This is a genomic window from Paraburkholderia phymatum (genome assembly GCF_038900715.1).
GTDB classification, from domain to species: domain Bacteria; phylum Pseudomonadota; class Gammaproteobacteria; order Burkholderiales; family Burkholderiaceae; genus Paraburkholderia; species Paraburkholderia phymatum_A.
Genome location: NZ_JAYMRZ010000019.1, coordinates 80,577 through 92,949 on the forward strand (window position 1 = coordinate 80,577; position 12,373 = coordinate 92,949).

A 12,373-nucleotide genomic window follows, 5' to 3' on the forward strand; every position below is an offset into this window, starting at 1 on the left:
CCGGGTTTCAAGAGACCGCCTCACCGATCAGGTCGCGTACGGCATCGAGCAGCGCTTCGTCGTGAAAACTGCCCTTCGCGAGATAGTAGTCGGCGCCCGCTTCGAGTCCGCGCCGCCGGTCCTCGTCGCGGTCCTTGTACGACACGATCATCACGGGCACGGGCTTGAACACCGGATCGCGCTTGATCAGCGTGACAAGCTCGATGCCGTCCATGCGCGGCATGTCAACATCCGTGACGACGAGGTCGAACGTGCCATTTGTCATGTTGTGCAGTGCGTTCCAGCCGTCCATGCCGTCGACGGCCACGGTGACGGCATAGCCGCGCTTTTCCAGCAGCTTGCGTTCGAGTTCGCGCACCGTCAACGAATCTTCGACGACGAGCACATGCTTGCGCTGCCGCACGGCGACGTTGTGCGCGCGGCCGATCCTGTCGAGCTGGCCGCCGCGCACGAGCTTGTCGACGGAGCGCAGCAGGTCGTCGACATCGACGATCAGCACGGCGTCACCGTTTTCCATCAGCGCGCCCGCGGCGATGTCCCTGATCTTGCCGAGGCGCGAGTCAAGCGGCTGCACGACAAGCATCCGCTCGCCGAGAAAGCGGTCGACTGCGATTCCATAGGTGTCTTGTTCGTCGCCGATCACGACCGCGGCCACTGAGTCGCGCGCCTGATCCGGAGCCTGCGTGCCGAGCAGCTGATGCGCGGTGACGAGCCCGATGGGCTTGCCGTCGAACGCGAAATGCTGCTGGCCTTCGAGCATGTCGATGTCGGCTCGCGCGAGTTCGAGCGTGCGGCGCACATGCGCGAGCGGAAACGCATACGCCTCGCCGCCCACTTCGACGAGCAGACTGCGCACCACCGACAGCGTGAGTGGCAACTGCATCGCGAACCGCGAACCGCGGCCCGGTTCATTGAAGATGCGCACGGTGCCGCGCACGCTCTTGACCATTTCGTGCACGGCGTCGAGCCCCACGCCGCGCCCCGATACATCCGTGATCTGCTCGCGCATCGAAAAGCCCGGTAGCAGCAGGAAGTCGAGCAGTTCCTGTTCGGACAGGCGCGCGGCTGTCTCTGCATCGGCGAGCTTGCGCCGGATCACCGACGCACGGACGTTGTCGAGATCGATGCCCGCGCCATCGTCGCTGACGCTGATCAGCAGCCTGCCTGCGCTGTGGCGCGCTTCCAGCGTCACGATGGCTTCGGCGGGCTTGCCGCGCGCGAGACGTTCGTCGGGTGTCTCGATGCCGTGATCGATCGCATTGCGCATCAGATGGCCGAGCGGCGCGTCAAGCAGATCGAGAATGTCGCGGTCCACCTGAGTGGACGTGCCGACGATCTCGAACCTCACGCGCTTGCCGAGCGAACGCGCGAGATCGCGCACGACGCGCGGATAGGCATGCGTCGCATCGCCGAACGGACGCATCCGGCATTGCAGCGCTTCGTCATAGAGCAGTTGCGCAAGGTTGGAACTGCTGCGCTCGTAGTGGTCGAGTTCGTCGATGCGCGCGCCGAGCGCATGCTGCATGCGGTGGAGCGCGGTGCGCACGTCGGCGAGCGCGGACAGCGCGGCGTCGTCGAGATGGCCGGCGAGCGTGTCGTAGAGCGCATCGAGCGCAAGCGACGTGTCGCGTTGCGTGCGCTTCATGCGCAGCATCGACGCCGTGAACGGCTTGAGCCAGCGCGATTCGACGAGCACTTCGCCCGACAGGCCCAGCACGCGATCGAGGTTGGCGGCGCGCACGCGCAGCATGCGGTCGGGGTGGCGCGCGGCCGCGTGCGTTGCCGCGTGCGTGGCCGCATCTAGCGGCGGCGCGTCGTCTTCTTCGGCGGCACGCGGCGTATCGGGTTCGCCCGTTGTTTCCGGATGCTCTGACGTCGCGGTGTCCTGCTGTTGCGTGAGCGCCTCAGCCTGCAACTGCGCCTGGAGTTGCGCGTAGGCATCGACGTCGTCGCCTGCTTGCACGTTGTCCGCGTCGGTCTGCTCGCGAGCGGTGCTTCCGGGCGACGATAGCTGCTGCACGAAGGCGTCGATATCCGCGCGCGTAACCGGGGCGTCCGGTTTCGCTTCGCCCACGCGCAACAGCAGGTCGACCCCACGCAGCAGCACGTCGATATGCGCGGGCGTCAGCGCGAGTTCGCCGCGTTGCGCGCCGACGAAGCACTCTTCCATCAGATGCGCGATATCGACGCCATCCTGCAAGCCGATGATGCGGGCCGCGCCCTTGAGCGAATGCGCGGCGCGCATGCATGCTTCGAGCGCGGAGGCGTCGGTGGGCCGCTGTTCGAGCGCGAGCAGTCCTTCGGAGAGCACGCGCGTCTGCGTGCCCGCCTCTTCGCGGAACAGGTCGAGTAGAGACAGGCGGCTCAGTTCGTCATCCGTCATCGCAGGCTCCGGGCGATCGAATCGAAAAGCCGCGCGGGATCGAGCAGGCCGATGGTCCTGTCACGCCACGCGAGCACGCCGCGCGCGTGGAAGGCCGTCGCGCGCGCAAGCGTCGCGGGCACGGGAAGCAGCGCACCCTCCGCATAGCGGACGACGCCCTCGACTTCATCGACGGGAAACGCAACGGGCTCGCTGTCGTGCGCCGCGACCAGCATGCGCGCATAACCGTTGCGCGCGGTCTGTCTTGCATCGGCGGCGTGGTCCATGTTCAGCAGTTCCCCGAGCGAGACGGCGATGGTCAGCGCACCGCGCACGTTGACGACGCCGAGCACCGCGCGTGTGCGCCGGTGAGGCAGCGAATGGATCGCGCGGATGACGTCGACCTCGCGCAGCGTGGATGTCGGCAGCGCGAGCCATTCGCCCGCGATGCGAAAGGCGAGGGCGGACTGCGTCGCCGCGTCTTCGCGCGATGCGTGCACGCGGCTCGTTTCGTCGTCCGTCTGCGTGCCCGCGTGAGCACGCTGTGCGAGCTCGGCGTCGCTCAAGGGCCGGTCGAGCAGTCGCGCGGCGCCTTGCTCGAAGACGGGACAGTTCAGGCAGCGCGCATGCTCGGCGAGGCGCGGGCAGCTCTTGTCGCCGCGCGTGCCGATGCGGTTCCAGCAGTCGTCGACGCGCAACGGCAGACTTGCGAGATCAGGAGCGTCGTGAAGCATGGAATCCTCGTGAAGGTTGCGGCTCGTCGGCTGCCGCTTGCGCCACTTGCGACGCGCGGGCCGCCGAGCGTTGCGCGCGCAGCATCAGGTTGTGCGCGCCCGCCTGGTCGCCGCCGATCTCGAGCAACGCGGCCAGATGCGTGAGCGCTTCGTAATGCGCCGGGTCCAGATACAGCGCCTTGCGATAGAAGTCCGCGGCGTCGGCGCTGCGGCCGCGCGCATCGGCGATCAGGCCCAGCAGATAAAACGCGTCGACATCGGGACCATGCACGATCGAGTGCTTGTGCGCGAGGCGTTCGGCTTCGTCGAACTCGCCGGCGTCGGCGTGACGCCGTGCGGCATCGAGCGATCTGTCGGCGGCGGGGCTGGCGGGTTGCACTGTCTGCGTCGCGTGTAAGGCCTGCGGCAGACGCGCAGGCGCCGGAGTATACACGTGACGTGCACGCGGCTGTTTCGCGGGGTCACGCGGTGCGGCGCCGTACGCGGGCGCATGCTGCCGTTGCGGTGCGCTGAACGACGGCATGGCGCGCGACGCGGCATTCGACGACGCCTTCGGCGCAATCTGCCCGACCGCGCCCAGCGCGCCTGTTTCCTCAGGCGTGCTGCGCCGGAAAGCAAAGGCGAGCGGAATGCGCGCTGAAGTCATCGCGTGCCGCATCAGCAGTCCCGTTTCCGCTGGGCCGACGAAGATCGTGCCGCCGTCGGCGAGATTCGCGTCGAGCAGACGGATCGCGCGATCCCGCGCTTCGCGGTCGAAATAGATCAGCACGTTGCGGCAGAAGATGAAGTCGTACGGCGCCTGTGCAATCGCGGGCAACTCGAACAGATTCGCCTGCGAGAAGCGCACCGTCTGACGCACGCGCCCGTTCAGTTGCCAGCCGTCTTTCAACGCGGCGAAATGCCGGTCGCGATACGCGAGCGGATGGCCGCGAAAAGAATTGCGCCCATAGATGCCGGCGCGCGCATGCTCGATCACACGCGTGCTGATATCGAACGCATCGATCGTAAAGCGGTTTTCGCCGATGCCGTCGTCGAACAGCGTCATCGCGATCGTGTACGGCTCTTCACCCGTCGAGCACGGCAGGCTCAGCACGCGCAGCACATGCATCGGATCGCGCGCGAGCCGTTCGTTCGCGAGCCGCACGAGCGCGACATACGCCTCGCGATCGCGATAGAACCATGTCTCCGGCACGACGAGCGCTTCGATCAGTGCCTGCCGCTCGTCGGCCGACATCGTCAGCTGCTGCCAGTATGCTTCGATGTCGGCGGGATCGACGGGTACGCTCGTGTCGTGTGCCGCCGCGTCCAGACGTGTCACCCGCACGCGTTCGAGCACGGCGCGCTCGAGCGCGTTGACGCCCAGCGACGACGCCTCGATACCCGTCTCCCGCAACAGCCAGGATTCGAAGCGCGGCACAAAGGCGGTCGTTACGTTCATCGCGTTTGGGATTCGGGTTGCGGGAAGAGGAGGGACTTCACGTCGTCGTCGAGCATCTGCTGCACGTCAACCCACTGGATCATGCCGAGCTCGTCGCTGACGACGGGGCCGAGCCAGCGTGCGTGCGGCGTCGCGATGCCGCTGTCGGCGAATCGCTCGCGCTCGATGCGGCGCGTCTGCGTCGCGTGTTCGACAATCAGGCCCAGGAGCCGCGACGGCGTACCGGCGTCGCGGCTTTCCCGCGCATCGCGGTAGCGGATCAGCACGAGCCGCGTCGAGCGCCATTGCTGCGATGGCCGGCCGAGCGCAAGCTGCGCGAGGTCGATGACGGGTACGGGCTCGCCATGCCGCTCGATCACGCCCGCGACCCACGCGGGCGCGCCCGGAATCGCCTTGGCGGCCGTCAGCGCCCGTACTTCGACAACGTCGGCGACATCGAGCGCATAGCGGTCGCGGTCGAGTTCGAAGAGAAGGAAGAGCATCGCGATCACCGTATCAGACGTGCGGCACGCGCGCTTGCGCAGATGTCGTCACGCTTCGATCTTGAAGCGCGAGACGCCCGTGCGGAGCTGGTTCGCAACGAGCGTCAGATCGTCGATGGCCTGCGACGACTGGCGCAGCGAGTCCGCCGTCTGCTGCGCGGCTTCCGACAGCTGAGACAGTGCCTGTGTGATCTGCTCGGCGCTCGTCGCCTGCGTGTGCATGCCTTCGTTGACGAGCTGGAAGCGCGGCGCCAGTGTTTGCACTTCCTGGATGATCTGCGACAGCTGCTCGCTCACCTGCTGCACGTCGCGCATGCCGCGCCGCACTTCTTCGGAGAACTTGTCCATGCCCATCACGCCCGCCGAGACGGCCGACTGGATCTCCTTTACGGTCTCTTCGATGTCGTAGGTGGCGACGGCCGTCTGGTCCGCGAGGCGGCGGATTTCCGTTGCGACGACGGCAAAGCCGCGGCCGTATTCGCCCGCCTTTTCGGCCTCGATCGCCGCGTTCAGCGACAGCAGGTTCGTCTGGTCCGCGACCTTCGTGATCGTCGCGACCACCTGATTGATGTTGACAGCCTTTTCGTTGAGGATCGCGAGCTTCGCATTCACGGAGCCCGCCGCGTCCATCACGCTGCGCATCGTGTCTTCCATGCGAGTGAGCCCGCTCTGGCTCGCGCCCGCGAGCGTCGCCGACTGGTCCGCGACAGCCGACACTTCATTCATCGTGCGCAGCAGGTCCCGCGAGGTCGCGAAAATCTCGCGCGAGGTCGCGCCGATCTCCGTCGTCGTCGCGGCTGTTTCGGTGGCGGTGGCCTGCTGTTCCTTCGATGTCGCCGCAATCTCGGCAACGGATGTCGTCACCTGCAGCGACGACTTCTGCGCCTGGGCGACGAGGCTGTTCAGTTCCTCGGCCATCCGGTTGAAGCCGTCCTCGAGCGTACCGAACTCGTCGCGGCGGCCGAGCTTCAGGCGCTGCGTCAGATTGCCCGTGCGCATCACGTTATGCACTTCGACGAGGCTCGCCATCGGTACGGTGATCGCGCGATGCAGCGCATAGCCCGTGAGCAGCGCGACGAGCAGCGTGATGCCGAGTGCCGTCGCGAGTGTGATCTCGGTGCCTGTCACCGAATCGCGGATCGCTTTGGCGGAGTCGTCCGCCTGTGCACGGTTCTCGCTGACCAGTTCGTTCGCCGCGCGCATGACACCATCCCACGCCGGCAAAAGCTTGACGAACGCGGCCTGTCCGCCGGACTTCGAGGTGGGGGCGATGCGCATCGCCTCGTTCAGTTGCAGCTGGTACTGGTCCCACGCAGCCTTGAAGGTACGAAAGCGCGCGCGGTCATCGTCGCGAAACAGGGTGCCCTGGTATTCGGCCGACACCTGATCGAGCTGACGCAGCAACTGTGGCACGCGGTCGAGATCGCGCTTCATCGCGTCTTCGCTGCTCTCGACGAAGAGCGCGCGTTCGAGCGTGGTATAGCTCTCGTTGGCCGTCGCGCGCAGCGTGGTCGCGAGATAGAGGCCGGGCACGGAGTCACGGCTCATGCTGAGCGCCTCGTCGTCCATCACGCGCAGCCGCGTCCAGGAAAGCGCGGCCATTACCAGCATGAGCACGAACAGGGCGCCGAAGGTCAGCAGGATACGGTTGCCGAGCGTGAAGCGGCCTGCGTGCTTTGGATCCTGCACGGTGGTGTCGCCGGTGCGTGACGTCGCAGTGGCCATTGTCGATGACTCTCTCATTGAAGTTGCTGGGCGGTGCAAGGGACGGTGACTGTCTGGACGGCCCACGCCGAGGTGATAGAGGAAACTGCAACAAGCTACACGACTTCCCTGCGATGCATTTCCCCGAAAAGTAGACGCAACCGACGCCAGTTCGGTGATTTGAAAGAAAGGCGGACGGTTGCCGCGAACGACAATCTGGTGCCTGGACCGGTTGGCTGGTGGTCCTGTTCCCGACGTTGGCCGATCTCGGGATTGCCGTGGAGTCGCCTGCGACTTGCATTTTGCATGCATGTGGCTTCATGCGCAAAGCAATGGCCTTGGCCACATGCCGCAACGCGAACGGCTTACAACGTTGCATTGCACCGCCTCGGATGACATACGGGTACAGGCGGCAGAGAGGGCGTTCCGACTCTTGGGGCGGAGGCTGCCACCGGACCATGAACGATCATTCGGCTACTTTTTTACGATGCCATTTGACTGCCCGTGTACTTCCCCGGAAGCCACTGTCCATGCCAGCTGCGAATTTCGGATCTTACAAAGCCGCGTTTCGGCCATGAAGCGTCATTCGCCGGAAGGGTTGCCCGGACGTTCAGACGTCGCTTCCGCCCAGCAAGCGGACATTGCGGTCGCGGGCGCTCCTGGATGTGTCATCGACGAGGCGGACAACTACCGACCGATTCGTTACTACGGGAGCCTCCGGCTGCCTGGACGGCTATTCTGGCTTGCGCTGCCTGAATTTTTTCGGGGTAATGCGGATCAAAGGTGCCCGGCGTATATCCGGCCCCTTCGAGTTGCGCGATCTGTTCGCGCACCTGTGCGCGTGTGAGCGGTCCATCCGGCTGTTGCGCGAAAGACGCAAGTGGCATGAGAAGCGAGCTGACGAGAAGCGTCGCAAAGAGCGGTTTCAATGATTTCTTCCCTTTCGCGTGGTAAGGCGATGGCGCAACCTGCGCAGGATTGCTAACACCATCTAGCATACCCGTCCGACTGGCGGGCATTAAGCCTAAACAGCGCGATTGCATCTTTCCTGAGTCGCAACAATGGGTCTGACGCACAACGATGGACGGCCGGCCGTTGTCCGACTACCGGACGTCCTGGGAATTTGCATTGAAGAGGCAGGTGCGTGCTCATAGAGTGAAGTCACGGAAGACGCATGACGAGAGCTCAATCCTTAGGAGCGCTAGATGAGGCACCTGCAATCCTTGTGGGCTCTCGCGCGCCGTCGCCGGTCAAACAAAATCATGGACGGAGACCCGCATGAAGAAGGCTCTTGCGATTGCCGCTGCGCTTGCATTGCCGCCTCTCGCGCACGCGCAGAGCTCAGTGACACTGTACGGATTGATCGACACAGGCCTGAGCTATGTATCAAATGCCGGCGGCAAGAGCGAAGTGGTCGCAGCCGACGGCATCATCCAGCCCAGCCGCTTCGGCCTGCGCGGTATGGAGGATCTGGGCGGCGGCACGCACGCGGTCTTCACGCTGGAGAATGGCTTCTCCCTGAACACGGGCGCGGACTCGCAACCGGGGCTGATGTTCGGACGGCAGGCATTCGTCGGCCTCACCAGCAACAAGTGGGGATCACTGACGTTCGGCCGCCAGTACGACTTTATCTGGGACTACATGACGTTGTTCTCGATCGGCTCGCGGCTCGGCGCATATGGCTTCCATCCGGGCGACTACGACCACCTGGGCGGGTCGCTGCGGATCAACAATTCGGTGAAGTACTCGGTGACGCCGATTGCCGGTCTCAGTCTGGGCGCACTGTACGCGTTCGGCGCCGATTCGGCGAGCACCGGCAACGGACGCGTCGTCGCCGTTGGCGTTCAATACAGCGGCGGCGTATTCGGCGCTGCGTTCGCGTATAACAACGTGCACGACATGACGCTGAATCCAGCGGCGCAGATCGGCACGTCGCTTGGCCCGTCGTTTCCTTCGGGCTCGTTCGTGGCGAGCAATATGGAGAACATCGAGGCCGCTGCCAGCGTAACGTTCGGCCCTTCATCCACGCGCGCGCTCTTCACTGCGACGACCATCAAGCGCCAGAGTGCGTCTATCACGATGCGCTCTTACGAGATCAGCGAGGTCTATCAGATCACGCCAGTGTTGTCGGCGAGCGCCGGCTTTTCGCTCACACACATGTCGCCTTCGACATGGCACGTGGCAAGCGCCATTCTCGACTATTCGCTATCGAAGAGGACGGATGTGTATGTCAGCGCTGCGTTCCAGAGTGTGACGGGCGGTGCGCATGCCACCTTCCTGACCCTTCCCGCTTCGTCCAACGGGCACGATGCCGCTGCGCGCATTGGCATCCGCACGCTGTTCTAGGCGGTGTCGGTGAGGAGAATCGACGAATGGGCCAATTGACGGATGGACCAGTAAGCGAATGGGCCGAGAACGCCGTCATGGTGACGGAGGCGGCCATGAGGAGAAGCGATGAGGAACATGACAAGAAACTTGATGGCAGGGGCGCTCGTTCTGCTGTCGTTCGTCGGCGCGAATGCGCAGCCTGGCCAGTCCGCTGCGTCGAGTGGCGCGACTCCGGCATCGAACGCAAAGCAGATGCGCGCACCCGACCAGGCATTGCAGAAGAGCGTGCGCCGCGCGCTCGCGAAGACGAAAGGGCTCGACGTCATCAACATTACAGTTCGCGCGCGCGGCGGCGACGTGGTGCTCGAAGGTTCCGTGCCCGAGCAGTCGCAGATCGACCAGGCGACGCGCGTGGCCCAGGGCGTGCCCGGCGTGAACTCGGTGAAGAACGCGCTGATCATTCACATCCCGCAGTAAGACATGGCAGACGTCGATGTGCCCACATCTCACGCGACGATCAGGCATCGCCCGTTCGAGGATGCCGTTGCCCTCGCGGTAGGCGCGCTGCTCGTTTCGCTCGGCGTCAACCTGTACAACCGTGCGGGGCTGCTGACGGGCGGCACGGCGGGGCTCGCATTCCTCATCCACTATGTCTTCGGTTGGGCGTTCGGACCGGTCTATTTCGCAATCAACGCGCCGTTCCAGTACTTCGCCTTTCGCCGCATGAGCCGTCAATTCAGGATCAAGACGTTTTGCGCGATGGTGCTTGTCTCGGGCTTCTCGATGCTGCACCCTCGGTTCATCCATTACGACAGGCTCGATGCCTTCTACGCGGCCGCCCTTGGCTCAAGCGTGATGGCCACGGGCTTCGTGGTGCTGTTCCGGCATCGGGCGAGTCTTGGCGGCGTCAATATCGTCGCACTGTTCCTTCAGGAGAAGCATGGCATACGCGCCGGCAAAGTGCAGATGTCCGTCGACCTGTCGATCGTGGCCGCGTCGTTGTTCGTGGTGTCGCCGCGCGTGCTCGCTGCGTCGCTGCTCGGCGCGCTTGCGCTCAACCTCGTTGTTGCGCTCAACCATCGTCCGGGCCGCTACGTCGGGATGTAACGCTCGCTGTCCGGCCATCGGACAAAAGCGACGCCGTAGTTGATGCGCTTTCTGCGGCCTCATAGAGTGAACTCACGTCGATGCGCTGCGGCAACTTCGCAGCGCAGAGGGTGAGCAAAAGATAGCAAGCGTCAATCGTTCGAGGAAAAGCATCGTCATGGAATTCGCTCTCGCCAATCTCAGCACCGCCGACGGGGACCGCGCGGCGATCGCGCTGCCCTCCGGCTACTTCCGGCTGGACCGGCTCGGCACTGCATTCGAAGCCGGGCTTGATCGCGGGTTTGGCCCGACCCTGCGCGACGTGATGAACTGCTGGCAGAGCGCCTGGCCCTTGTTGGCGGAAGTGGCGAAGCTATGCGCGGCGGCGGGTGCATCGTCGGGCGCATACGTCGCGGTGGCGGACGCCACGGTAGTCACGCCGATCCGCTTTCCGAACAAGCTCGTGTGCGTGGGCGCCGTCTACCGTGACCATCTTCGCGAATTCAATCTGCCCGCCGAGCGCTGGCCGAAGATGCCGATGTTCCTGCGTCCGCCGTCGACCTCTATCGTCGGCCCCGGCGACGATATCGCGATCCCTCCCGATACGAAGCAATTCGATTGGGAGGTCGAGCTGGCCGTCGTGATGGGCGCGCGACTCACCGACGCCGATCTCGACTCGGCGCAGGCGGCCATCGCGGGCTACGCGGTGGGTATCGACCTGACCTGCCGCGATCTGCTCGATCGCGAGTCGACAATCGGTATCGATCTCGTGCGCGCCAAGGCGCAGGACGCGATGGCGCCCGTCGGGCCAGTGCTGATGCCCGCCGCGTTCGTAGGCAATCCGCAGCAGCTCGGGCTGCGTCTCTATGTGAACGATGAGATCAAGCAGGACGGCTGCACGTCGGACATGCTCTACACGGTGTACGAGCAGGTCGCCACGATCAGCCGCTTCATCACGCTCGAACCCGGCGATATCGTGTTTACAGGCTCGTGCGCGGGCTCGGGCGCATCGATCGGACAGTTCCTTCAACCAGGCGATCGCATCCGCGCGGAGATCGACAAGGTGGGCCGTCTCGAAGTGTGCATCGCCGAGGCGCGCTGGCGTCCGGCCGGATATCGCGAGACCCTCGTCGGATGATTACCGCATCAAACCAGAGCACGCCGGTCGACCGGCACCATGAATGATGGAGAAGACGATGACCGAAGAGGCACTTCCAAAGGACGCCACGAAGACGACGCGGCTGATCGACGCGCGAGGCCGCGGCACGCGAATCGAATTTTGCGGCGACGACGAGTTTCATGCCTGCTGGTATCCCGTTGCGCTATCGTCCGAGGTCGGGCAAGGAAGCCTGATCGGTGCGCCGTTTCTCGATGGGCGCGTGATCGTCTATCGCACCTCGGATGGCCTCGCTCACGTCAGAAGCGCGTATTGCCGGCACCTCGGCGCGAACCTGTCGATGGGGCGTCTCGTGAACGACCAGGTGCAGTGCCCATTTCATTTCTGGCGTTACGACTCGACGGGTTCATGCATCGACGTCCCGGCGGGTGATCCGCCGCCGCCCCATGCGAAATTGTTCAGCTATCCGACGGCGGAGTCGCTTGGAATCATCTGGGCCTTCAACGGCGAAACCCCGCTTCATCCTGCTCCGCACTTCGGGCAGCGCGACGAAGCGCTCTTGATCGATGCGTACCGCAATCCGCTTCAAATGCACGTGGAGAGTTCGATCGTGTTCCTCAACAGCTTCGACCTCCAGCACTTCCGGGTCGTGCACGGCATGCCGATCGAAGTGGACCCGGACTGTGTGAGCGAGCACGAGCACACGCTTGCCTACGAGGCGCGCGTGAGCGCGCCGGAGTTCGGCGACGTGATCCAGAATCGCAGGCTTTGGGGAGTCAACACGGTGACGATCGCGAGCGAGACGGAGGGCCGCAGGCTCTATCAGATGCATAGCCTTTGTCCTGTCGGAAAGAATGCGACACAGGGGTTTCTCGTCAGCGCTACAACGATGCCAGCAGGCGTCACGGACGACGTCGGCGCAAAGGCGCTGCTCGTCCAATCGCGTGACTATGCGTTGCGCCTCGTGAACGAGGATGCGCCGATCTTCGATACGCTGAGCTTTCGCCGCGACAACGTCACCGCATCGGACCGCTTCCTTGCGTTCGGGATCCAGTACATTAGACGCTACCCGCGCGCCCATCCCGGCCGCGAGCTGATCCGCTAATGGACGGCCGCGAAAGC

Annotated in this window: 11 protein-coding genes; 5 read left to right on the forward strand and 6 right to left on the reverse strand. The window is 64.5% G+C overall.

All coding sequences use genetic code 11. The features are described 5' to 3' along the window. Nucleotides 1–7: 7 nt before the first annotated feature. From VSR68_RS29505 to VSR68_RS29530, 6 genes are all read right to left on the reverse strand, one after another. Complete coding sequence (locus VSR68_RS29505; RefSeq protein WP_342943221.1) at nt 8–2,383, reverse strand: hybrid sensor histidine kinase/response regulator; 2,376 nt, start codon at nt 2,381–2,383, stop codon at nt 8–10. Beyond that, a complete protein-coding gene (locus tag VSR68_RS29510; protein ID WP_342943222.1) occupies nt 2,380–3,096 on the reverse strand; it encodes a chemotaxis protein CheW in 717 nt (238 codons plus the stop codon). Before VSR68_RS29510 ends, VSR68_RS29505 begins: the two co-directional genes overlap by 4 nt. Beyond that, nucleotides 3,077–4,534: a CheR family methyltransferase gene (locus tag VSR68_RS29515; RefSeq protein ID WP_342943223.1), complete on the reverse strand. Its 1,458-nt coding sequence runs from the start codon at nt 4,532–4,534 to the stop codon at nt 3,077–3,079. The genes VSR68_RS29510 and VSR68_RS29515 overlap by 20 nt, the downstream gene beginning before the upstream one ends. Further along, entirely contained in the window at nt 4,531–5,016 is a 486-nt protein-coding gene (locus tag VSR68_RS29520; RefSeq protein WP_342943224.1) for a chemotaxis protein CheW, read from the reverse strand. Before VSR68_RS29520 ends, VSR68_RS29515 begins: the two co-directional genes overlap by 4 nt. Nucleotides 5,017–5,064: 48 nt before the next feature. Continuing rightward, the gene (locus VSR68_RS29525; RefSeq protein ID WP_342943225.1) at nt 5,065–6,741 is read right to left on the reverse strand and encodes a methyl-accepting chemotaxis protein; all 1,677 of its coding nucleotides are present in this window, start codon (nt 6,739–6,741) and stop codon (nt 5,065–5,067) included. A 647-nt stretch (nt 6,742–7,388) separates the two neighbouring features. Continuing rightward, nucleotides 7,389–7,763 (reverse strand): DUF4148 domain-containing protein, encoded by a 375-nt coding sequence (locus tag VSR68_RS29530; protein ID WP_342943226.1) that lies wholly within the window; start codon nt 7,761–7,763, stop codon nt 7,389–7,391. 235 nt (nt 7,764–7,998) lie between these two features. Here VSR68_RS29530 and VSR68_RS29535 point away from each other — a divergent pair, with 235 nt between their 5' ends. The 5 genes from VSR68_RS29535 to VSR68_RS29555 all read left to right on the forward strand — a co-directional run bounded on the left by VSR68_RS29535 (nt 7,999) and on the right by VSR68_RS29555 (nt 12,356). Beyond that, the gene (locus VSR68_RS29535) at nt 7,999–9,066 is read left to right on the forward strand and encodes a porin (RefSeq protein WP_342943227.1); all 1,068 of its coding nucleotides are present in this window, start codon (nt 7,999–8,001) and stop codon (nt 9,064–9,066) included. 117 nt (nt 9,067–9,183) lie between these two features. Continuing rightward, nucleotides 9,184–9,525: a BON domain-containing protein gene (locus VSR68_RS29540; protein WP_428983613.1), complete on the forward strand. Its 342-nt coding sequence runs from the start codon at nt 9,184–9,186 to the stop codon at nt 9,523–9,525. Nucleotides 9,526–9,528: 3 nt separating this feature from the next. After that, on the forward strand, nt 9,529–10,155 hold the full coding sequence (locus VSR68_RS29545) for a YitT family protein (RefSeq protein WP_342943229.1): 627 nt from the start codon (nt 9,529–9,531) through the stop codon (nt 10,153–10,155). 157 nt (nt 10,156–10,312) lie between these two features. Continuing rightward, the gene (locus VSR68_RS29550) at nt 10,313–11,272 is read left to right on the forward strand and encodes a fumarylacetoacetate hydrolase family protein (protein ID WP_342943230.1); all 960 of its coding nucleotides are present in this window, start codon (nt 10,313–10,315) and stop codon (nt 11,270–11,272) included. A 58-nt stretch (nt 11,273–11,330) separates the two neighbouring features. Then, complete coding sequence (locus VSR68_RS29555) at nt 11,331–12,356, forward strand: Rieske (2Fe-2S) protein (RefSeq protein WP_342943231.1); 1,026 nt, start codon at nt 11,331–11,333, stop codon at nt 12,354–12,356. The last annotated feature ends 17 nt before the right edge of the window (nt 12,357–12,373 follow it).